Origin of the sequence: Sulfitobacter sp. DSM 110093 (genome assembly GCF_022788715.1) — a bacterium.
Lineage (GTDB): Bacteria > Pseudomonadota > Alphaproteobacteria > Rhodobacterales > Rhodobacteraceae > Sulfitobacter.
Genome location: NZ_CP085167.1, coordinates 646026 through 667963 on the forward strand (window position 1 = coordinate 646026; position 21938 = coordinate 667963).

Annotated in this window: 17 protein-coding genes; 12 read left to right on the top strand and 5 right to left on the bottom strand. The window is 59.1% G+C overall.

The window, feature by feature from the left end; genetic code table 11:
- Positions 1-190 precede the first annotated feature (190 nt).
- The 9 genes from DSM110093_RS03105 to DSM110093_RS03145 all read left to right on the top strand — a co-directional run bounded on the left by DSM110093_RS03105 (position 191) and on the right by DSM110093_RS03145 (position 16178).
- Complete coding sequence (locus tag DSM110093_RS03105; protein ID WP_243266640.1) at positions 191-673, top strand: molybdopterin-dependent oxidoreductase; 483 nt, start codon at positions 191-193, stop codon at positions 671-673.
- A 78-nt stretch (positions 674-751) separates the two neighbouring features.
- A complete protein-coding gene (locus tag DSM110093_RS03110; RefSeq protein ID WP_243266641.1) occupies positions 752-3286 on the top strand; it encodes an ATP-binding protein in 2535 nt (844 codons plus the stop codon).
- A 598-nt stretch (positions 3287-3884) separates the two neighbouring features.
- On the top strand, positions 3885-8924 hold the full coding sequence (locus DSM110093_RS03115; RefSeq protein WP_243266642.1) for a GEVED domain-containing protein: 5040 nt from the start codon (positions 3885-3887) through the stop codon (positions 8922-8924).
- A gap of 188 nt (positions 8925-9112) precedes the next feature.
- Positions 9113-10030, top strand: a complete 918-nt coding sequence (locus tag DSM110093_RS03120) for an iron-siderophore ABC transporter substrate-binding protein (protein WP_243267659.1) — start codon at positions 9113-9115, stop codon at positions 10028-10030.
- Positions 10030-11031, top strand: a complete 1002-nt coding sequence (locus DSM110093_RS03125) for an iron ABC transporter permease (protein WP_243266643.1) — start codon at positions 10030-10032, stop codon at positions 11029-11031. The genes DSM110093_RS03120 and DSM110093_RS03125 overlap by 1 nt, the downstream gene beginning before the upstream one ends.
- Positions 11032-11036: 5 nt before the next feature.
- Positions 11037-12059, top strand: coding sequence for an iron chelate uptake ABC transporter family permease subunit (locus tag DSM110093_RS03130; protein WP_243267660.1), 1023 nt, complete (start codon positions 11037-11039; stop codon positions 12057-12059).
- Positions 12056-12880 carry an ABC transporter ATP-binding protein gene (locus tag DSM110093_RS03135; RefSeq protein WP_243266644.1) on the top strand — a complete coding sequence of 275 codons (825 nt, stop codon included), beginning with the start codon at positions 12056-12058 and terminating at the stop codon, positions 12878-12880. The genes DSM110093_RS03130 and DSM110093_RS03135 overlap by 4 nt, the downstream gene beginning before the upstream one ends.
- Positions 12881-12978: 98 nt before the next feature.
- Positions 12979-15075: a TonB-dependent siderophore receptor gene (locus tag DSM110093_RS03140; RefSeq protein WP_243266645.1), complete on the top strand. Its 2097-nt coding sequence runs from the start codon at positions 12979-12981 to the stop codon at positions 15073-15075.
- Between the two features lie 59 nt (positions 15076-15134).
- Positions 15135-16178 (top strand): siderophore-interacting protein, encoded by a 1044-nt coding sequence (locus DSM110093_RS03145; RefSeq protein ID WP_243266646.1) that lies wholly within the window; start codon positions 15135-15137, stop codon positions 16176-16178.
- A gap of 7 nt (positions 16179-16185) precedes the next feature.
- Here DSM110093_RS03145 and htpX read toward each other — a convergent pair whose 3' ends face one another.
- The 4 genes from htpX to DSM110093_RS03165 all read right to left on the bottom strand — a co-directional run bounded on the left by htpX (position 16186) and on the right by DSM110093_RS03165 (position 18483).
- Positions 16186-17112, bottom strand: coding sequence for a zinc metalloprotease HtpX (htpX, locus tag DSM110093_RS03150; RefSeq protein WP_243266647.1), 927 nt, complete (start codon positions 17110-17112; stop codon positions 16186-16188).
- An 81-nt stretch (positions 17113-17193) separates the two neighbouring features.
- Positions 17194-17433: a hypothetical protein gene (locus tag DSM110093_RS03155; protein ID WP_243266648.1), complete on the bottom strand. Its 240-nt coding sequence runs from the start codon at positions 17431-17433 to the stop codon at positions 17194-17196.
- Positions 17434-17540: 107 nt separating this feature from the next.
- On the bottom strand, positions 17541-17789 hold the full coding sequence (locus tag DSM110093_RS03160) for a DUF6552 family protein (protein WP_243266649.1): 249 nt from the start codon (positions 17787-17789) through the stop codon (positions 17541-17543).
- Complete coding sequence (locus DSM110093_RS03165) at positions 17779-18483, bottom strand: SDR family oxidoreductase (protein WP_243266650.1); 705 nt, start codon at positions 18481-18483, stop codon at positions 17779-17781. The genes DSM110093_RS03160 and DSM110093_RS03165 overlap by 11 nt, the downstream gene beginning before the upstream one ends.
- A gap of 117 nt (positions 18484-18600) precedes the next feature.
- Here DSM110093_RS03165 and DSM110093_RS03170 point away from each other — a divergent pair, with 117 nt between their 5' ends.
- Complete coding sequence (locus DSM110093_RS03170) at positions 18601-19488, top strand: LysR substrate-binding domain-containing protein (RefSeq protein WP_243266651.1); 888 nt, start codon at positions 18601-18603, stop codon at positions 19486-19488.
- Here the strand turns inward: DSM110093_RS03170 and DSM110093_RS03175 are convergent.
- Positions 19485-20141, bottom strand: a complete 657-nt coding sequence (locus tag DSM110093_RS03175; protein WP_243266652.1) for a GntR family transcriptional regulator — start codon at positions 20139-20141, stop codon at positions 19485-19487. The genes DSM110093_RS03170 and DSM110093_RS03175 overlap by 4 nt on opposite strands.
- A gap of 173 nt (positions 20142-20314) precedes the next feature.
- On the opposite strand from DSM110093_RS03175, the gene DSM110093_RS03180 reads away from it, so the two are divergent.
- Positions 20315-21124, top strand: coding sequence for a transporter substrate-binding domain-containing protein (locus tag DSM110093_RS03180; RefSeq protein WP_243266653.1), 810 nt, complete (start codon positions 20315-20317; stop codon positions 21122-21124).
- Positions 21125-21211: 87 nt separating this feature from the next.
- Positions 21212-21883 (top strand): amino acid ABC transporter permease, encoded by a 672-nt coding sequence (locus DSM110093_RS03185; protein ID WP_243266654.1) that lies wholly within the window; start codon positions 21212-21214, stop codon positions 21881-21883.
- Positions 21884-21938 lie beyond the last annotated feature (55 nt).

The window sequence follows — 21938 nt, forward strand, 5'->3', positions numbered from 1 at the left end:
CCTAACGTGGCCGGGGTACTCCTATTGGTAGAGGGTGCCTCTTTGGAAAGAAAGATAAAAGCCCGGAGTGAAAAGGTCGCAAAGGCACGTGTACCTATCCTTTGGTATAGTAGGGATGCACTCTTGCGCCTTCGCGCCTTCCTTTCGGGCAGGGTATGTCAGGTCATAACGCTAGATAAGGAAACTAGACATGATCGTTCAAACTCTCGCCAAGACCATCGCCGCTGCCGCACTCACAATCGGCCTTGCCTCTGCGGTGGTCGCCCAAAACGAAGAAGCAGTGCTTAATGTGACGTTGGCCGAAGAAACCCACAGCTTTACGCTATCAGACCTTAAGTCGATGCCGGTCTCTCGCTTTGAGACGACAACCATCTGGACCGATGGCGCGCAGGCGTTTGAAGGCGTCTCTCTTAAACACCTGTTTGAGACCTTGAACGTCGATGAGGGAACGATCACCGCAACGGCTATCAATGACTACGCCGTGGAAATCCCGATGTCCGACGCCGTCGAGGATGGCCCGATCATCGCCTACCACACCAACGGTGAAGAAATGTCGCGCCGTGATAAAGGGCCGCTCTGGGTTGTTTACCCTTATGACAACGACATCGCCTACCAGACTGAACTGGTCTACAGCCGATCGATCTGGCAGCTTGATCGAATTAGTGTCGAGTAGCTGAAAATGGTTCAGAGGGCCCAGATGAACGACGCAGGAAGAGTTGGGCCAACAGGCGCCAGAAGCCGGCAGGTTCTGATGCTCATCCTTGTTGTAGGGATGAGTATCGCCGCCTATCTGGCCTATAACATCTGGGATCGGATTCGGGCTCTCGATAGTGCGCAGCAGGATCACGCCGAATGGGTTTTTACCCAAATTGAGATTGAGTTTCTCAAGACAGACCGTGCTTTGGCCGAGGCACAATCCGCCACGCCCGAAGCGCTGGATGAGCTTCGCAAACGGTTCGACATCTTCTACAGCCGCGTTCTTTTGGCCGAGCGGGTACGCAACAATGCCGAGGCCAAGCCGCAGATCCGCGAGTTGCGGGTTCTACTCGATAGTTTCTTGCCGACGATTGATGGCACGGATGCCGAACTGGCCGCCGCGCTGGGCGATATTGACGGGATGCTGCGCGCAGTAGAAGATATCCCGCGCGAAATCGCTTTGGCTTCCATCGCGATCGCCAGTGAAATATCCCAAAACGAACGCCATGAAATTGTGCGCCTGATCGAAGTGATGGCGGCGATTGTATTGATCGTTACCTTGGCATTGGTCGGCGCTGTTTATCGCCTGTCGCGGCAGGCCAGCCGATTAAACAGCACGTCGCAGATGGTCGAAGAAAACCACCTCCGCCTTGCCACGACACTCCAAGCCTCTCTGGATGCTATCGTGGTCATCAACGCGCAGGGAGAGATCGAAGATTTCAATGGGTCAGCTGAAGAGATATTTGGGATCACCCATGAGGCGGCGAAGGGCAGTGACTATATCAGCCTGCTGATTCCCCCTGCTGACCGCATGGCGCACCGCGAACGTCTTATGAAATTCCACCAAACCGGTGAAACAGAGGTGGCCGATAAGGGCCGACGCGAATTCGAGATGATCGACCAAGAGGGTCGCATTTTCCCGGTAGAGATGTCCGTCTCGCAATCGCCGTCGGCGCAGGGGTCGCTTTTCATCGCTTATATCCGTGACATCACCGAAAAGCGCCTGCGCGAAGCCGAAATCATCGCCGCACGTGATGAGGCCTTGGACGCCTATCAAGAAAAATCACGTTTCTTCGCCATGATGAGCCATGAGATGCGCACCCCGCTCAATGGTGTGATCTCTGCTTTGCAATTGTTGCTGGATGATAGGCTCGATGATGAGCAGAAACGCTATCTTGATGCAGCAATGACCTCGGGGGAAATTCTGCTGGGGCATATTAATGACGTGCTAGCGATTGAGCGCAGCGAGGCGGGGACTTATGAACAGGTGCGGCAGGCCTGCGATATGACCGCGCTGATGACGGGGATCATCAACACGATGGAGCCTCTGGCCGAAGCTGGTGGCACCCAACTGCATCTTGATCTGACACAGTTGGACGACAAATCCATCGTTACCGATCCTCGGGCGATCCAGCAGGTGCTGGTCAATCTATTAAGCAACGCGATCAAGTTCAGCCCCGGCGGCGATGTGACCCTTAGAGGCTGGTTTGCCAAAGCAGATGCGGGGGAGGAGTTTCACCTGCAGGTCGCAGATAACGGTTCTGGCATTCCGGCCAGTGATATTGACCGTATCTTCGAAGATTTCGTTTCGCTCGACAGCCGGTATGAGCGCCGAACCGGGGGCACCGGGTTGGGGCTTGGGATCGTGCGCCGTTTGGTCAAACGGCTGGGCGGCGAGATCACCTGCGAGTCCACGGTGGGGGAGGGGACAAGCTTCACGCTGCGCCTGCCGGTGGAACTCGCTGTGATGATAGAGACCTGCTGTGATGAGACGCCTGATGTGCATAACAAACGTGTTGAGCAGACCCCAGCACAACGGCTGAACCTGTTGTTGGTGGATGATAATGAGATCAACCGCGAGCTTATCAAAGCGATGCTTGAGCGGATCGGCCATGATGTCACCCTTGCGACCGGGGGGCGCGAAGCGATTGATATCGCGGAAGGCGCAACTTTCGACGCGATTTTGATGGATATCTCCATGCCAGAGGTGAATGGTATTCAGGCGACAAAGGCAATTCTATCCGGCAGTGGCCCTAACCATGCGACGCCGATTATTGCCGTAACGGCCCATGCCATGCCCAAAGAGCGCGAGGAGTTTAGTGCAGTCGGCATGTCGGGTTTCTTGCAAAAACCCTTGGATATGAAAGTATTGCGCGCTGAATTGCGAGAGGTTCAGGTGCGCACGGCTTTGCCTGAAGAGGCGTTGCGAAAACAGGCGGAAAATGCGCCGACACCGGTTCAGGGAAAACCCGCGAAACGTCCTTTGTTGAACGACCAACAGATGTTGGATTTGATCGACCTGCTGGGCGAAGAGAAACTGCGCGAACGTGTTCAAAAACTGTCCGATCAGGTCGCGGATGATCTGCCAGCCCTGATGGCGGCCGACGCCTTGCCTAATCTACAGGCGCGTGCCCACGCCATGGCCGGGATGTGCGGCATGCTCGGGGCGGATCGGCTGCATGGGTTGCTCAAAGAGATCGAGACCGCATGCAAAACCGACAGGCACGAAGAGGCACGCGGCCTATGCAATGCTTTGCCGGATACGTGGAACGCCACGAAGGCGGCGATGCAGGCGCGGGTTGGCTTCTGAGAACGGGAAGCAGTCCAAGAGGATTGTAACCTATCCTTAAGGCTAGCCCGATTATACCCCCGCTGAGATGCAACAGCGCGCGGCACGGATTATGTTGAAATGTACCCGCCAATCGATGGGTCTGCATGAAGGCATCGTTGACCCGTTCAATGACCGCTCCCCCAAGCTGACAGTCGGCTTTTTTCGACCGATCTGTCTGAAAAATGCTTCGGCGCGCGGGCCTTCTCAGGAGCTGCTACCCGTTCCCCTACCCCAGGGAGCGGCTCCTTGATTGTCTTGCAGCGATGCGCCCCTCCGGCTTTCTCCATCCCTCCCCTTGGGGGAAGGCCGGGGGGCGCATTCGACGGGGGTTTGTCAGGGATCTTCACCTATCCTCAAGTATATCGCGCTATCCACTGGGCCGTTGGGTTTGATCGAATGGACCTTCGCCTCGGGGGCGAAACTTCGCGATAAAGGTAGGGAAAATTAAGCTCGTAACATCGTTTGGGTGCCTGTTTCTGCGGATTCAATGGCCGGGACCGAAAGGTATATTGTGAAACATCTTCATTGTCGAAAAATGCTGTGCGGCGTTTCCTTATCCGTTTGCGCCACAGTCGCCATGACAGCCGCGGAAGCCGGGGATTTCTCTATCGATTGGTCGACATTCGATTGGCCCGCAGGATTTGCCGGGCCCCTGGTGCGAACCTTAGATGATCAATACGGCTTTGAGATTGATGCGACCGTAGAGATGACAGGGCTGCTGCGCTCCTATAGCACTGATGCGCAGGGCAACCCGATTTTTAGCCCGGATGACGTAGACATTTTCGGCGGCGGTGTGGAATCATTGGTTGTCATCGGCGATGCCGCGCTGAACGCGGGGCGGCGCGGGGATGACAGGATCACCGCAAGCGTATCGGCAAGCTCTGGCGGAGTGGCGTTTCAAGTCGACAACCTATCGGTCGATATCCTCGACTTGGATCCCACAGATGCGCACAGCACGGGCGATCGGTGCGACTTTGTCACTGCCTTTGGTGACAACGGCAACCCGAGCATTAGCACGCTAGGCTCCGCGCCCACCGTGGTTGTTGGCCCCGGTCTGGGCTCTGGCGATACGGGACTGCTGAATGCAAACGAGGCGCAGTGTTTGTTCATCGAAGGGAGCGCCGTTCTTTCTCCTACATCCGACAACGATCCGAACGGGTCGATCCGGCTTACCTATCCCGACGCAACCTCGCGGATCGAGATTTGGTACGATGAAAGCATCGGTGAGGTGCGCAGCTACTACAACCCTGTGACGCTGCCTTACGACGCGGGCGCGCGGGGGATTGGCATTTTTGCAGAGGTGAATTTCACCACGGATCAGACCATCGACCTTACGCGTTTCACCAGCCCGCTGTCCGCGCTCCAAGGCAATACGATTACCTTTATCTATGAGGTGACGAACACAGGCGAGCTGCCCTTTAATCCGAACCAAGATGTGGTGATCCAAGACAGCCTTGTAGACACGGTCACTTGCCCCGCGATCACCGCACCCGTGGCACCCGGTGGCACGGTAACCTGTACGGCGGAATATACTGTTACGGCCGCTGATGCGCTGTCGGGCGCGGTCGATAGCACGGCAACTGCAGGGATCGGTGCAATCGGCACGCCTTTCGTATCCCGCCTGCAATCCAACCCAGAGAATGCCAGCATCGTCGCCAATGTTCTGTCGACCGATACGGGGCCGCAAACCTGTACGCCGCAATCTGTCTTTGGGCAGCCGCGCACCCAATTGGCAGGTGCGGGGAGCGCCTTCGCGCTGACCACCTCAGACATCTTCGTTTATGACAATGTCACCACAGACATTAACGGTAACGATTTGGATGTCGTGTTTCAGGCGACACAAATTAGTAACGCCATAAACGTCAATATTGACGGGACGCTCGAAGCGCGAATGACGCCGACTGACAATGGTTTTGTCACCTACCGGCTACGTCTTGTCCAAGACGGCAGTGCGACCCCGTCCAACCCCCAAGGGACGCCGGTCGAGCAAAGCCGCATGAACGGTGTGATCATTCAGCAGACCGATGTGGACAGCCGCGACACAACGGATGACAGTTCTGACGTTGTCGGCCCTTTGCTTGCACCCGATGGAATTTCATATTTTCACACCGCACCGCTTGCCTCATTCCCCGCTAATGGGCAGGCCGTCACGATGGACCCCGCCAAGTCTGGCGATCCGACCAATTGGATTGATGAGCCGAATGAGAGCAGTTTCGACAACTATGTGACCTACGAATACAGCACCTTTACGGAAGGTGAATTCATTCACGGCTATACCGGAACTTCGCAAAATGATGCGGCGCGCGGTTCTTCGATCCGGCTCTGCGCGGTGACGAATACCTCGGCCAGCGTGGTGGCGGGCGACGATGACTATACGGCGACCCCCCTTAACAGCTTGCTGGGTGGCACCGCCGGAGAGGTCATGACCAACGACACGATCAACGGCCTGCCAGCCGCCTTCCCAACCGCAACGCTGGATGTCCTAACCGAGGCCGTGCCACAAAACACCGGCGACCCGGTGCCCGTACTTGAGACACAAGGCGCAGATGCGGGTCGGGTGATTGTTCCGCCCGGCGTGCCTTCTGGCACCTATGAGATCGAGTATGAGCTTTGCGACAGCCTAGACCCCACGCAATGTGACCGGGCGCGTGTAATCATCGCTGTCTTTGATGGGTTGGGCGTCGATTTTGGCGATGCGCCGATTTCATATCTGACGGCATCCCATGGGGTGAGCGATACGCCCCTCATCTACCTTGGAAACGTCCCGCCCGATATTGAACTTGTGGCACAATCTGACGCTTCGGCCACGGCGGATGACTTGCTGGATACTGATGACGAAGACGCGGTGGTTTTCCCATTAATGACCCAAGGTGTGATTAGCACGCTCAATGTTCCGGTCACGGGTGTGGGCTACCTTCAGACGTGGATCGACTTTAATGGCGATGGGGTTTTCGAAGGCTCTTTTGGCGAAAACATCGCAAGCGATCTGCGCGACGATGGCACCGGGTTCGATGACGTGGCGGGCGATGGCGTGATCCAGATCGACGTGAGCGTGCCCAGCGATGCCACGACCTCTACTACTTTCGCGCGCTTCCGCTATTCTTCCGAGGCTGGGTTGCCTGTCGCCAGTTTTGCCGTCGACGGCGAGGTCGAGGATTACTCGCTTGTGATCGCGGCTGCCGATCTGGTGGACCGGGGTGATGCACCTGCAAGCTATGGCGAACCGCGTCACATCATTGTGCCGGACATCTATCTTGGCGGTGGGTTGCCCGATTCCGAGACTGAGACCATGTATAGTTCTAACGCGGATGGGGACGATCTTGATGGGATTGACGATGAGGATTCCATCGCCGTCTTTCCGGTGCTTGAAGCAGGTACGATCGTGCCGCTGACCATTCAAACCCATGAGACGTTAAGTGTGCAGCTTGCCCTTGGCATACCTGTGATCGAAGGTATCACAAACCTCCAAGTGTGGATCGACTTCAACCAGAACAATGTCTTTGACCCGACCGAGCAGGTCGCCGTCAACTTCCGCGATGGTGGTCTTGGCGATACTGATGGCAGCTTCAACAACCAGATCACCCTGAATATCCCGGTGCCCGCCGACATCGGCAATGGCACCAGCTTTGCGCGCGTCCGTTGGTCGACGTCGAGCGCGCTGACCCAAGACCCGTTCAGCGGTTTGAACTTCGATGGGGAGGTCGAGGATTACCTTGTGACCCTCGTCAATCTGCTTCCGCAAGGCGCAATAGAGGGCACACTTTACGAAGACGCCGACAGTTCTGGCAGCCGCGATGGGGCGGAAACCACATTGCCTGCGGGCATTGGCGTGACGCTTTTCGATGATGCCGGCACCCCGGTTGACCCTGCGGATGACACGGTTGTCGGGACAACCGAAACCGATGCGGCGGGGGCCTATCTGTTCAGCAACCTTGACACGGCACGCGGCTATCTGGTGGAGGTGGATGAGACAGATCCCGAGATTCCTGCGGGGCTGGTTCTGACCACTGGCAACCCGATCGCAAGCCTTGCCGTTGATATCGGAAGCGGCAGCGCCGTCAGCTATGACTTTGGGTTTGAAAATGCGCCGACACAGGCCGATCTGGCGCTCGCTCAGACCATCCTGCACGCCGGGGACGGTACGCCCGCGACCGAGGCAGCGGCGGGGGATGCGTTGGATATTGTGTTGACCCTATCGAACAGTGGCCCCGGCAGCCCGTCAGATGTTCGCGTGCTTGATCTGATCCCTGATGGCTTTGCTTATGTCTCTGATGATGCGGCGGCGCAGGGCGATAGTTATGACCCCGCGACCGGGGTGTGGTTGCTCGGCGATCTTCTTGCGGGCAGCAGCCATAGTCTGACGATCCGCGTGACAATGCAGAGCGACGGGACATATGAAAATCAGGCAGAGATCATCGGCAGCTCGCTGATCGACCCAGACAGTGATCCCGACACCGGCGCGCTGGTGGATGATCTGGGCGACGGGTTGGTAGACGATGATGAGGCACGCGCCAGCGTGACCCTTAGCACAACCGGACCCGTCCTTTCCGGTACAGTCTTTTTTGACATCGGTGCCAGCGGCGCGGCCTATGACGGAACGCAGCAGAGCGGTGAACAGGGAACAGATCGCGCCAAAGTGCAGATATTTGATGCGGGTGGCGTGTTGCTTGCTACGCCCGCCGTGGCGGCGGATGGCATATGGCGCGCGACTTTGCCTGATGGGTATAGCGGTGCGGTCACTGTCACAGCATTGCCCGGCACTGGCCTGTTGAACGTGTCAGAGAGCGGCGCCGCACTGCCGGGGCTGGTCAACAGTGACCCGTATGATGGCAGCATCACCTTCACACCTGCGGCGGCCACGTCCTATGCTACGCTCGATTTCGGCATGGTCGAAGCGGCCCGGTTGAACCAGTCGCAAGAGAGAACTATCCGAGCCGGGCAGGTCTTGGCGCTGCGGCATGAATATATCGCCGCCGCACCGGGCAGCGTATCGTTCAGCATCGCGGGCGAAGCCTCTACCCCCGACGGGGCATTCTCAACCGCGCTTTACGAAGACACAGATTGCGACGGCACAGCCGATCAAACGATCACTGGACCGCTGTCAACCGATGCGGGCACGCTGATTTGCGTGCTGGCAAGGGTCACTGCCTCAGGTGCCGCGACGCAGGGATCGACCTATCGTTTCGACCTTTTGGCCGATACCAGCTATGGTGCCAGCGGGTTGAGCCAGCAAAACGACAACACGGATCGATTGGTGGTAGAGGCGGCCCAAGGCACGCTGCAACTGACCAAAACCGTCCGCAATGTGACCCAAGGCAGCCCCGAAGGGGTCAGCAACGGTGCCTCTGCCGGGGATTTGCTGGAATACCGCATCTATGTCGAAACCGTCGGCACCGTGCCCGCGCGTGATATCGTCGTCTACGACAGAACGCCGCCCTATACTGCGCTGTCATCTGCGGTGCCCAGCCCGATTACATTGGCCGATGGGGTGGAGTGCACGCTGGATGAACCGCTGGCAAATGCACCGGGCTATGATGGTGCATTGCGCTGGTCCTGCACGGGGGTGCTGCAACCGGGCGCGCAGGGATTTGTTGCCTTCGAAGTCAGCATTCAATAGCCAAAACACGGGTCGCTTTTGCAGGCGGCCCTGCACCCTCCTAATCCCTGATCCGACGATGTGCCCTGTTGCATCCCCGCGCACCGCGGCTTAACACGCAATAGTTTACTAAAAGAATCGGATTAAAGGGGGCCAAAGTGCTCAGAACTTTGTCAATCATTTGTGTGGCTTTGGGCGCGACTGCCGCCATGGCCCAGGACTTTCCCGTCACCGTTGAACACGCCTTTGGCGAAACGGTTGTCGCAGAGCGCCCCGAGCGGGTGGTTTCGGTTGGTTGGGCCAACCACGAAGTGCCCTTGGCCCTCGGCATTGTCCCGGTCGGTTTCGCACGCGCCTCCTGGGGTGATGACGATGGCGATGGGTTGCTGCCATGGGTGACCGAAGCGCTCGACGAATTGGGCGCTGAGGTGCCAACGCTTTTCGATGAGGGCGACGGGATTGACTTCGAAGCCGTGGCCAGCACCCAACCTGATGTGATCCTCGCCGCATATTCCGGCCTGTCGCAGTCCGACTATGAAACGCTAAGCCGTATCGCACCGGTTATCGCCTATCCCGAAGCGGCGTGGACAACCACATGGCGCGAGATGATCCGCCAGAATGCTGCCGGCCTTGGCATGGCCGAGGAGGGCGACGCGATGGTCGCCGAAATCGAAACACGCATCGAAACCGCCCGCGCAGAGCATCCTGAACTGGCAGGCAAAACCGGCATGTTCGTAACTCACCTTGATCCGCGTGACCTCAGTACCATCGGTTTTTATGCTGCCGCCGACCAGCGCGTGCAATTCCTGACCGATATTGGCATGGCGACACCCCAAGCGGTGCGTGACGCCAGTGAGGCAGGAAAATACTCAGGCCGCGTCAGTGCAGAACGGATCGACCTATTTGAAGACGTGGACGTGGTGGTCACCTATGGCAATCAGGCACGGTTGGATGAGTTGACGAAAAACCCGTTGATCGCACGGTTCCCGGCGGTTGCCCGTGGGTCGGTTGTGCTGCTCGCGAATGATCCAATGGGCACCGCTGCTAACCCGACGCCGCTGTCGATTGACTATGTGCTCGACGATTACCTCGCGCGCCTGAGCGCCGCAGCCACGCGCGCCGAATAATGCAGGTGCAGCGCCCCCAGCGGTTGGCAGGCTTTGCGCTTTTGCTCGGTTTGTTGGCTCTGATGACGGGCCTGTCGCTGACCGTGGGCGCGCGTTCTGTCCCATGGGACGAGATCTGGGCGGGGATAACCGGCCAGATCGAAACCATCGGGGCTGCGGCGGTTGCAGTGCGGATGCCGCGCACGGCGCTGGCCATATTGGCGGGTGCCGCGCTTGGTCTTGCGGGGGCGGTGATGCAGGGCATCAGCCGCAACCCGCTGGCCGATCCGGGCATCTTGGGTGTCAACGCGGGGGCGGCGCTGTTTGTCGTTGTGGGCATCGCTTGGTTCGACATCAACGGTGCGCATAGTTATCTGTGGCTCGGGATCGCCGGGGCGGGGGTGACGGCGGTCTTCGTCTATCTGATCGGCTCAGCCGGTCAGGGCGGGGCGACGCCGCTGAAACTCACCCTTGCGGGCACGGCGACCTCGGTCGCGGTATCGGCCTTTATCATCGCGGTGGTGCTACCGCGCAACGATATCGCGGGCTCTGTGCAATCTTGGCAGGTCGGCGGTGTTGGCGGTGCAAGTTTCGAGACACTTTTGCCTGCAGTGCCCTTTGCCTTGGTCGGCTTGCTATTAAGCCTTGCATCGGCCCGCGTTCTGAATGCGTTGGCTCTGGGCGAAGAGCTTGCCACTGGCCTTGGTCAAAGCGTCGCCTTGGGGCGCCTCATGGCTGCGGCGGGGGCGGTGATCCTATGTGGCACGGCGACGGCGCTTTGCGGGCCGATTGGTTTTGTCGGGCTGGTGGTGCCGCATCTGTGTCGGATGATTGCCGGGGTGGATTACAAGCTCGTGCTGCCGCTGTCGGCGCTGGCAGGCGCCTCGATGTTGGGGCTGTCGGATGTGCTGGGCCGTATCGTCGCGCGGCCGAATGAATTGGACGTTGGTATTGTTACCGCCTTTGTCGGCGCGCCCTTCTTTATCTGGACGGTGCGCAATCACAGGATGCGCGGGTTATGAGTGATATGAGCCTTGCCGCCCCTCTGGCGCCCCGCAAAGCAGGCACGCGTCGCCTGCAGGTATTGGTGTTTCTGGCAGCGCTGGTGTTAGGCCTTGTCTTGCTGACACTCAGCTGCGGGCGCGGCTGTCTGGCACCGGGCGATGTTGTGGCCGCGCTGACCGGTGCGCCGGGGGCCAATGCATCTTTCGTGGTGTCCGAGCTGCGGTTGCCCCGTGCGGTGATGGGGTTGCTGGCAGGGTTCAGTTTTGGCTTGGGCGGGGTGGCGTTTCAGATCATGCTGCGCAACCCGCTAGCCAGCCCCGACATCATTGGCATCAGCGCCAGCGCGGGCGCGGCGGCGGTCTTTGCCATTGTTATTCTGGCCTTCGATGGCTGGCTTGTGTCGCTTGTCGCGGTGCTGGCAGGATTGGGTGTGGCCGCCATGATTTGGGCTCTGTCGTCGCGCCGGGGTGCTGCTGGTGCACGGTTGATTCTGATCGGGATCGGCGTCTCGGCCATGCTCGACAGTGTGACGGCCTATGTCCTGCTAGAGGCCCCTGCGTGGGACCGTGCCGAGGCGATGCGCTGGCTGACCGGCAGCCTGAATGGCATGCAACTGGTGCAGGCCTTGCCCGTGGCCGGGGCGCTGCTGGTGTTTGGCGGGCTTTTGGCCTGCACCGCCCGTGATCTGGAGGTGCTGCGTCTTGGCGATGACACCGCCGAAGCGCTTGGTGTCCGGTCGGATGTCACGCGGCTAAGGGTTACGCTTGCGGCTGTGGGGCTTGTGGCCATCGCCACGTCGGCCACCGGGCCAATCGCATTCGTTGCCTTTCTGTCTGGCCCCATCGCAGCACGGCTTTTGCCGGGCTCGCGCGGCTTGCTTTTGGGGGCCGGACTGGTGGGCGCTGTGCTCGTCATCGCTGGGGATTACGCAGGGCAGTTCCTATTGCCCGCGCGCCTGCCTGTGGGTGTCATCACTGGCGCGATCGGCGCGCCGTTCCTTTTATATCTCATCGTTCGCGCCAATAGAAATGGGGGCACATTATGACCCACGATCACCGTCTCGAAACGCGCAATCTGGGCGCGGGTTATGAAAAGCGTGTTATTCTGGAGGATGTCTCCCTTACCGTGCCAGCGGGTAAGATCACAGCGATCGTGGGGGGCAATGCGTCGGGCAAGTCGACGCTCTTGCGGACGCTGGCGCGTATTTTACAGCCGAAATCCGGTGCGGTGCTGCTTGATGGGCAGTCGGTTCACCGCATGAAATCACGTAAGTTGGCGCAAGTCATGGGGTTGCTGCCGCAATCGCCCATCGCGCCTGAGGGCATTGCCGTGGCTGATCTGGTCGGGCGCGGGCGGCATCCGCATCAGGGGTTGTTTTCGCGCTGGTCGGCAGAAGATGACAGCGCCGTGGCCCGCGCGCTGTCCGCGACCGGGACCGAAGAGTTGGCTGAGCGAGACCTTGATACGCTTTCAGGCGGGCAACGTCAGCGGGTCTGGATCGCCATGGCGCTGGCCCAAGAGACCGATCTGCTGCTGTTGGATGAGCCGACCACCTTCTTGGACGTGGCGCATCAGATCGAAGTTCTGGACCTTTTGGTCGACCTTAACACCGCGCAGGGCACAACAATCATCATGGTGCTGCACGATCTCAACCTTGCTGCTCGCTATGCCGACCACCTGATCGCCGTGGGCGATGGCGGCATCCGTGCCGAGGGGCCGCCCGCTGACGTTCTGACAGAAGAGATGGTGAAAACCGTCTTCGGCCTTTCGTGCCGTATCGTCAGCGACCCCGTCTCGCAGACCCCCTGCATGGTGCCGATTGGGCGCCATAAAACTGTGCACTCCCACAAAGAGGCCGCAGCCTGAGAATAACTTACTAAATTAGTCAGATTGACTCTGGCGCTCTCCGTATCATAGGCGTAAGGGAATCCCGACTGATTAACTAGGTTATTACGGAGACCGCCATGTCCTCTTCAAAACTCACTCATCTTCAACTGGGGCGCGGCTCTATCAAAACGGCGCTTTTGTGCTGCACGGCACTGGTGCCCGGGGCGCTATCCGCGCAAGAGACGTACCAATTGGATGATGTGATCCTTGAGGCAAGCGCGCAGAACTCGGGCGCGGCGGATGCGGAAACGGTTGTCGCCAACGAATTGAGCAGCGGCGGCAAGCTTTCGGGTGAGATCATCAACATCCCGGCCAGCGTCTCAGTCATCACCAGCCGCGAGATCGAAGCCCGCGGCGCGGACAGCGTGGAGCAGGTGTTGAACTACACCGCCGGTGCCACCACGGACAGCTATGGCGCGGATGACCGGTTTGACTATTTCATCCTGCGCGGGTTCGAGGCCTATACCTACCGTGACGGCCTGACGCTGGGTGCAAACTTTGGTGCCGTCCGCGAAGAGCCTTTTGCCTTTGAACGTGTTGAAGTCATCAAGGGCGCGTCTTCCTCGACCTTTGGTCTGTCGGACCCCGGCGGCTCGGTTAACTATGTCACCAAAAGGCCGCGCGCCGAACGTTTCGGCACCGTCTACACATCGGTGGATTCTTACGGCAGCTTGGAAACCGGCGTAGATTTCGGCGACACATTGGATGAAGAGGGCACGCTTAGCTATCGCTTCACCGGCCTTCTGCGCAACGGTGAACTGGAATATCCCTATTCCGAGAATGATGAGTTGTTCGCGATGGGTGGCCTGACATGGCGGCCCTCCGATGCGTCAGAATTGACCGTGATCGTCGACCATCTTGACCGCGATTCAGTACCGGGCAGCGGTGGCTTCCCAGCGGGCGGCGATTTTGACCGCGGCGACGTGTTCTATGGCGAACCTGACTACAACTATCGCGGCACCGACCGGACGACCGTCTCTGTGTTGGGCACGCATGACTTTGGCAATGGGCTGAGTTTTGGCGGCACCCTGCGCTATAGCGACAGTGAAGACGACTTTGGCTATGCCTATGTCAGCGACGGCACCCCGGATGATGACACCGTAGATCGCGCGTTCTTTGCCAGCGATGGCACCAGCGAGAACATGATCTCTGACTTGCATTTGACCTACGAAGGGTTCTTTGGCGGGGCGGCCAGCACCACCACTGCGGGGGTCGAATTCTCTTGGTCCGATGACACAGACAAACGCTATTACGGCGCGGCACCTTCGGTTGATCTAGACAATCCAACCTACACTGGTCGCCCAACTGACGTTCCGATTTTTGCCGACCTCGACACCGAAACAGAAGGCAAGGCGCTTTATGTCCAGCAAGAGCTGAACTGGAACGAGCGTTTCATCGCTTCTTTCGGCCTGCGCCATGACTGGATCGACGTAACCGAGACGAACAACCTTGCGGGTACGGTCCAGACAAACGACATCAGCGAAACGACAGGCCGGGCGGGCCTGACCTATAAGATCAAACCGAATATTGCGGTCTTTGGGAACTACGCGCAGTCGGTCGTGCCTGCAGGCTTTGGCGTTGAGCCGGAAGAGGGCGAGCAGTTCGAACTGGGCACCAAATGGCAACCGGCGGGCACCAATGCACTGTTGACGGCCTCGGTCTATGACCTGTCGAAAAGCAACATCACCCGCACCAACCCGGCGACCAACCTGCCGGAAACCATCGGTGAAATCGGCGTGCGCGGTATTGATCTGGAAGCCAAGGCCGAGGTCGGTGCCTATACCCTCACCGCCGCCTACAGCTATCTGGATGCCGAGATCAAAGAGAACGGCACATCCGGCAACGTGGGCAATCGCCCCGGTCTGGTGCCTGAAAACGTCGCTTCGATCTGGGCCAGCCGGACGTGGGAAAACCTTGGCCGCGGTGATCTGACCGTTGGTCTGGGCGCGCGGTTCAACAGCGGCTATTACTATAGCGACAGCAACACCGCAGGCGACACAGGTAGCTTTGTCGTGGTGGATGCCGCAGTGACCTATGACCTGTCCGAGCAGACATCGCTTTCGGCCAATGTCACCAACCTGTTTGACGAAAAGCACACCTCCTACGGCGGTTTCTACGCTGACTTCTACAGCCCCGGCCGTGAAGTCACCGTGAAGCTGGCCCACAGCTGGTGAGCCTCAAGCGCGGCACCACCCTCGTGTGCCGCGTTTTTTTTGACCGGGAGGAGCCTCAGATGACCATCGCCAAAGCCAAGACCACAATCCCCCTCGACGCCCCTCAGGAGATGCTCTCGCAGATCCTGTCGCATCTCGTCGATGATCACGGCATGGTTTTCCGCGCCAAAGGTGCAACCGGCCATGTGTTTGAACAAGACGGCTACCGCGTGGAATTTGACCTTCGCCCGCGCGGGTTGGAAGTGAACCTCCAAGCGCCCGGTGAAAACGCCATGCAATTCTCGAAAGAGGGCATGGTGCATCATGTTGCAGAATTTGATCCGTTGCTGGCCGAGCGTATCCGCTGGCAGGGGATATCTCAGGAGGCGGGTGTTGCGCCGCAGAACTTCCGGCTGCTGACTGTTTTGAACAGCGATATCCTGTTCGAGGGGATGCAGCGCGTTACCCTGCATTACCCTGACATTGCTACGCTTGCTGCGCAGGGGCTGCATCTGCGGTTGATCCTACCGCGCGATCCCAGCCGCACGCCGATTTGGCCCGTGATGGGCGCAAATGGCGCGCCGGTCTGGCCCAAAGGCGCGGATGAGCTGCACGCGCGCTATGTCACGCTCAAGAACATCCGCCCGGAGTGCGAAGAGGTCGACATCGACGTGGTGCGCCATGGCTCTGGTCTGATCTCGCAATGGGCGCAGAACGCGATTGCGGGCCAAAAGATTGGCGCTATGGGCCCGGTGGGGATCAGCGCCTTGCCCCAAGCGTCATCGTATTTTCTAGCCGCAGATGGCACGGGCCTGCCCGCCGTTGCGCAGCTTTTGGCGCGTCTGCCAGAGGGTGCCGTGGGCGATGTGGTGGCCGCCCTGCCGCGCGGTGTGTCCTATCGAGACTACCTGCCAAAGACCAAGTTGCGGGTTCACGCCCTCCCACCAGCAGAATTCGAAACTGCCGTTCTTGGTCACGCGCAGGCGCTGACCGATGACGGTTTGGGCTATGCCTTTTTTGCCGGAGAGTTTCAGAACGCCCAGCAGTTGCGCGGCCATTTCAAAACTACGCTCGGCATGGATAAGACCCGGCAGATTTGCACAGCTTACTGGCGGCGAACCTAAGGGCTGATTAGCTCCACGGCCCGGCGTCACCCCGTCTGCCGATTTTGGGAATCCGGCTGCGGGTTGTTGTAGGCTTGGGCTGCTGCACTTCTACGGAGCTGCCGCCGGGCGTCATCGCCCGCAGGGCAGCGATGCGATTTTCGGTCGCCGGGTGGGTCGCGAACAGGCTGTCATGCTTATGCGCGTGCAGGGGGTTGATGATGAACATATGTGCCGTGGCGGGATTACGCTCGGCGGCATGATTGTCGATCCGCGCGGCGCCCATTGCGATCTTCTCAAGCGCAGAGGCAAGCCACTGCGGATTGCCACAAATCTCGGCCCCGGCCTTGTCGGCGGCGTACTCGCGGGTCCGGCTAATCGCCATTTGCACCAGCGCTGCGGCCATGGGCGCCAGGAACATCATCATCAACGTGCCGATGATCCCCATCCGCTCCCGCGCGCCGCCAAAGAACAGTGCGAAGTTCGCCAGCATCGAAATCGCACCGGCGAAGGTGGCCGTCACGGTCATGATCGCGGTATCATGGTTGCGAATATGGGCCAACTCATGCGCGATCACGCCAGCCAGTTCTTCCCGGCTGAGGCTTTGCATCAGCCCTTTAGTCACCGCCACGGCAGCATTGGCCGGGTTGCGCCCGGTGGCAAAGGCGTTGGGCTGCGGCGTGTCGATCAGATAGACTTTGGGTTGAGGCAGCCCGGCGTTGCGGGCGAGCTCAGCCGTCATGGCATAAAGCCCATTTCGATCATTGGGAGAGACAGGCTGCGCGTTGTGCATCTTCAGCACTAAGCGGTCGGAGTTCCACCACGTAAAAACGTTCATCCCCGCCGCCACGACCAGCGCGATCAGCGCACCGCCCGATCCGCCAATCAGGTAGCCGACCCCCATGAAAAGCGCGGTCATCGCCGCCATCAGCATTGCTGTCTTTACATAGCCCATCTTGGTCTCTCGCGGTTGTCTGTTGTAAAGGAAATATGGGTCGATTTACGCAGGGTGCAAGGCAGGCGGCGGCAGAGGAGGCTAGTTGTCGAGATCACCGTCATCGGGTGTCGTGTGTAGGTAGATATGGCCGATCCTGCGGATCAGCGGAATGTTCACAAAGGCAACGATGGCTGCGGCAATCCCAAGACGGCTGAGGACGCTCAGCGGCATGGGGTCGTCTCCTTTGGCATAAATCAGCACCACGAAGGTCACCACCAGAAACCAAATGGCGAGGCTTATCAGCATGCGGCGCAGGGGGTGTTTTGGTGTTTCGGTCATGGCCGCCTCAGATTGCATGCTCAGTGGCACTATTCCGAGGGGGTGGGTGATCTTCAAGGGCGATCTATAAAGCGGCCCCGGATGAAAACCCGTGGGCCGCCTGCGTATCACTGGCTCGCCATCCCCGCCAGCATCGCGGCCATGGCGACAAGGTGCACCAGCGTAATCGCCCGATCTTTCCAAAGAACACCGACGATCAGCCAGCCCAGAACCCCCACCACAAAGAGGTAGAGGTTCCATGGCGTCCAGCCAAAGCCGGTGGCGGCATAGCCGAGGATCTGGATCACCGAAGCCACCCATTTGACCCAGAACGCCAGTTGCGCCGGGGCTGCGCGCGCGATTGCCTCAGACGCCACGGGTCAGCCCACCATCAATGCGCCAGTTCTGCCCGGTGACATAGGCTCCGCCTTCGGAAGCGAGCCAGCCGATCAGCGAAGACACTTCGGCCTCGGTTCCGTAGCGCCCCATGGGAATGCGCGCCCGGCGGTCTTCGGTCTCGGGCAGACTGTCGATAAAGCCCGGCAGGACGTTGTTCATGCGAATGTTCTGGCCCGCGTATTGATCTGCGTAGAGCTTGGTGAAACCCGCGAGACCGGCGCGGAAAACGCCGGAGGTGGGGAAGAGCGGATCCGGCTCAAAGGTGGCAAATGTTGAGATATTGATAATCGCGCCGCCGCCCTGCGCCGCCATGATCGGTGTCACCAGGCGGGTGGGGCGGATCACGTTCATCAGGTAGACATCCAGTCCGCCGTGCCAGTCTTCATCGGTTATTTCTAGAATGTCGCCCTTTGGCCCGTGCCCGGCAGAGTTTACCAACACGTCAACGCGGCCCCAGCGGTCCATCGCGCCGTCCACCAATTGGGCCAGAGCCTCCTGCGACTGGTTCGAGCCGGTGATGCCAAAGCCACCCAATTCTGTGCCGAGCGCCTCTCCCTTGCCGGAGGAGGAAAGCACGCCGACCTTGAAGCCATCAGCGGCCAGTTTGCGGGCCGCTCCAGCGCCCATGCCGCTGCCGCCTGCGGTGATAAGTGCTACTTTTTCTGCTGTCATCGGATATACTCCATAAAATGTGCAGCGGTTGTGCTGTCTGTGCTAGCTCTGTATTTAAGTCTGACACCCTGATGCGGCCAGCCAGATGCGCTGTCGCGTGAGTGTAGGAAATCTATTGTGTCTAGTGAGACTTCTCTGCCGCCGCTAAATGGGCTGCGCGCCTTTGCAGCGGCGGGCCGTCATATGAATTTCCGCGCCGCCGCGGAGGAGTTGGGCGTGACCCAAGGGGCCGTGGCGCAGCAGGTGCGCGGATTGGAAGATCACCTTGGCCTGCGCTTGTTCCTGCGTGAGCCGCGCGGCCTTGCCTTTACCGAAGAGGGGCGCGCCTTTCATGCCTCTGTGTCGCGCGCTTTCGAGCAGTTGCTCGAGGCAACGGATGCCCTACGCATTGCGCCCGCGCGGGTGACCGTCAGCGTGACGCCGACTTTTGCCTCAAAATGGTTAATCCCCCGTCTGTCAGACTTTACCGACGCGCATCCCGGCATTGACCTGCGGATCACTGCGACAGACCGGGTCGCCAGCTTTCATGCAGACGGGATCGACCTTGCCGTGCGCCAAGCCCGCCCGCCGTTCGGGGCAAGCCTGCGCGCAGATTTGCTGTTCGCGCAGGAGGTCGTGGCGGTTTGTTCGCCCAACCTTCAGGCCAGTGGTGACCCACTAAAGGCAGCGGATGTGTCGTGCCTGACCTTGCTGCACGACACGCATGACCTATGGCCCCGTTTCACGCAGGAGGCTTTTGGTCACACCGCCAAACCGGCGCGGGCTCTGCGATTCAATCAAACGACGCTAAGCCTTGATGCGGCTTTGGCAGGGCAGGGGGTGGCGCTGGCGAGCCGCTTTTTGGTGCAGCGCGATCTTGATGCCGGGCGTTTGGTCTGCCCGTTTGCGCATGTGCTGGAAGGTGGGTTGGATTTCTACCTGCTCACCCCGCGGCAAGGTGTCTCAAGCGCTGCGATTATCGTGCGTGATTGGCTTTGCGCCGTCGCAGAACGTGAGGCGGTCTAGCCCTTTTCGTTTGCCTTAAGCCGCAGAAAGCTATCTTCCCCGGCAAGCACATAGCGCAGCAACAAAAGTTCGACCTTGGCCGCGTCCCGTTCGACAAAGGCGCGCAGCATGTCGCGTTGCAGATCGACGAGCGTTTCATGCGCGGTGGCATCACGGAGCGTGGCCATGCGAACCGCCTGAATCTGCGCCATATAGCGTAGGATGGTGTCGCGCAGTTCGATATTTGGCACCGCCATAATCCAAGTGCGGCGGATGTCTTCGGAGGCGGCGTAAAGGTTTTCGATCTCGCCGGTCTCTAACGTACGTTCGGCTTGCTCCACCGCACGGGTGAGGGTCGCTAGGTCGTCTCCGGTCAGTTGATTGGTCGCCAGTGCTGCGGCGCGGGGCTCTAACAGGCGTCGGAGTTCGAAAATCTCGCAAATTTGCCGCATCGAGAGGTTCGGCAAAGTGAAGCCGCGTGTTGTACTATCAAGGTAACCTTCGTGAGAGAGGCGCATCAGCGCGTCACGCACCGGCATGCGCGAGACGTTGAACTCTTCCGCAACAGCCGTGTCGACAAAGCGTTCGCCGTGGCCAATCTCCCCCCGCTGGATGCGCCCAAGGAAGATGTCGTAGATCTGATCTTTCATATGGCGTTTGGCTGGGCGAGACATCCGTACCCCCTGAAAAAAGTATTCAATTTAATGTCGATCATGCGTAAATAATACGCTTATAGCTAGGTACAATTTTGCAAACAGCGAAAATTTAATTGTATTCGTATACGAAAGCTGGCAGCCATATGGCGAAACTTGCCGCACTGCGCGGGGATGTTCACAGGGAGAAAAACATGAATCTGAAGAAAAATCTGATCGTTGGCCTCACCGTTGCGGCCCTCACGACATTGACTGGCGTTTCTGCGATGGCGCAGGATGTGCTGCAAATCGGCTCTTACCCGGCGAACCCGCCGTGGGAATTCAAGAACGAAGCTGGTGAATTTGAAGGCTTTGAGGTCGATATCATCAACGAAGTCGCCGCCCGCCTTGGCACGACGACTGAGATCAAGGGCCTCGACTTTCGCGCGCTGTTTGTCGCCACGGCATCGGGCCGGGTGGATGCGGTTATTTCATCGCTGACCATTACCAACGAGCGGCTAGAGGCGCAGTCCTTTACGCAACCCTATTTCTCGGGCGCGCTTGGGGTGGGTACTAAGGCCGACGCGGGGATCGCTGATCTTGATGGGCTGGAAGGCAAGCGTGTTGGTTCCATCGCGACCTCCTTTCCCGAAAACTGGTTGAAGGAACGTGAGGCCGAGTTGGGTTATAAATCTTATTCCAGCTATGACACCACGGCCAACATGCTGACCGATCTGCGCAGCGGCCGTATTGATGCCGCCGTGAACGATATCGTCAGCCTGCGCTATGCCTTTGCCCAGCCAACGATGCAGGGTCTTCAAGTGTCGGTCGAAATTCCTACAGGCGATAAATTTGCGATCATGCTGCCAAAAGGATCTGAGCATCTGGAGCCGATCAACAATGCGATCTCTTCGATGAAAGAAGACGGCACCATGGCCACGCTTTATGAAAAATGGCTTGGCGTGGCCCCGGCCGAGGGTAGCCTTGCGGTGACGCCGTTGCCGGTGCCGACCTCTGCTGACTGACAAAACCAAAGCCGCAAACCGGGTAGTACCCGGTTTGCGGTCCTGTGGCTGGCCCGGCCTCCTGCGATCAAACTGACGGAATGCGCTATGGAAATCCTCGATATCTTTTTCAATCTCGACGTGATGCGCCGTGCTTTCCCCATTCTGATGCGTGGGCTGGTGAACACCATTCTGCTGGGTTTTTCGGCCATTTTCTTTGGTGGCATTCTTGGTGTGCTGGTCTGTCTGGTGCGGCTCTATGCGGCCAAACCGTTCCGGCTGCTTGCGGTTCTGTATACGGATATCTTCCGTGCCATTCCGGTGTTGGTGGTGCTGATCCTCGTCTATTACGCTCTGCCTTTTGCCGGGATCGTCTTTTCCTCATTCGTGGCGGCGACCATTGCGCTGGCGCTGGTGCTTGCAGCCTATACGGCCGAGGTCGTGCGCGCCGGGATCGAAGCGGTGCCGCGCGGCCAGTTCGAGGCCTGCGATGCGCTTGGCCTGTCCTTTGTTACCACCATGCGCAAGGTAATCCTGCCGCAGGCGTTTCGTATGATGATCCCGCCGCTGGCGTCCTATGCCGTGGCGATCATGAAAGACACCTCGCTTGCGTCAGTCGTGGCGATGGATGATTTGCTAAAGCAAGCCACCGATGCGCAGGCGCTTTTTGCGAACCCCACGCCGCTGCTGTTGGCCGCGCTGATCTATATCGCGATCCTTTGGCCGATGGTGCGTTTCACCGGTTGGCTAGAGCAGCATTACAAGCGCGGCTTTCGCTGACGCCTTCGCCCAAATTTTCAATAATTCTAGTGCCCCGCGCCCCTGCGCGGCCCAC

Excerpts from the sequence above, each read along its gene's own strand:
- DSM110093_RS03105 (WP_243266640.1), top strand. The coding sequence starts at position 191 with ATGATCGTTCAAACTCTCGCCAAGACCATCGCCGCTGCCGCACTCACA.
- DSM110093_RS03110 (WP_243266641.1), top strand. The coding sequence starts at position 752 with ATGCTCATCCTTGTTGTAGGGATGAGTATCGCCGCCTATCTGGCCTAT.
- DSM110093_RS03115 (WP_243266642.1), top strand. The coding sequence starts at position 3,885 with ATGACAGCCGCGGAAGCCGGGGATTTCTCTATCGATTGGTCGACATTC.
- DSM110093_RS03120 (WP_243267659.1), top strand. The coding sequence starts at position 9,113 with ATGGCCCAGGACTTTCCCGTCACCGTTGAACACGCCTTTGGCGAAACG.
- DSM110093_RS03125 (WP_243266643.1), top strand. The coding sequence starts at position 10,030 with ATGCAGGTGCAGCGCCCCCAGCGGTTGGCAGGCTTTGCGCTTTTGCTC.
- DSM110093_RS03130 (WP_243267660.1), top strand. The coding sequence starts at position 11,037 with ATGAGCCTTGCCGCCCCTCTGGCGCCCCGCAAAGCAGGCACGCGTCGC.
- DSM110093_RS03135 (WP_243266644.1), top strand. The coding sequence starts at position 12,056 with ATGACCCACGATCACCGTCTCGAAACGCGCAATCTGGGCGCGGGTTAT.
- DSM110093_RS03140 (WP_243266645.1), top strand. The coding sequence starts at position 12,979 with ATGTCCTCTTCAAAACTCACTCATCTTCAACTGGGGCGCGGCTCTATC.
- DSM110093_RS03145 (WP_243266646.1), top strand. The coding sequence starts at position 15,135 with ATGACCATCGCCAAAGCCAAGACCACAATCCCCCTCGACGCCCCTCAG.
- htpX (WP_243266647.1), bottom strand. The coding sequence starts at position 17,112 with ATGGGCTATGTAAAGACAGCAATGCTGATGGCGGCGATGACCGCGCTT.
- DSM110093_RS03155 (WP_243266648.1), bottom strand. The coding sequence starts at position 17,433 with ATGACCGAAACACCAAAACACCCCCTGCGCCGCATGCTGATAAGCCTC.
- DSM110093_RS03165 (WP_243266650.1), bottom strand. The coding sequence starts at position 18,483 with ATGACAGCAGAAAAAGTAGCACTTATCACCGCAGGCGGCAGCGGCATG.
- DSM110093_RS03175 (WP_243266652.1), bottom strand. The coding sequence starts at position 20,141 with ATGTCTCGCCCAGCCAAACGCCATATGAAAGATCAGATCTACGACATC.
- DSM110093_RS03180 (WP_243266653.1), top strand. The coding sequence starts at position 20,315 with ATGAATCTGAAGAAAAATCTGATCGTTGGCCTCACCGTTGCGGCCCTC.
- DSM110093_RS03185 (WP_243266654.1), top strand. The coding sequence starts at position 21,212 with ATGGAAATCCTCGATATCTTTTTCAATCTCGACGTGATGCGCCGTGCT.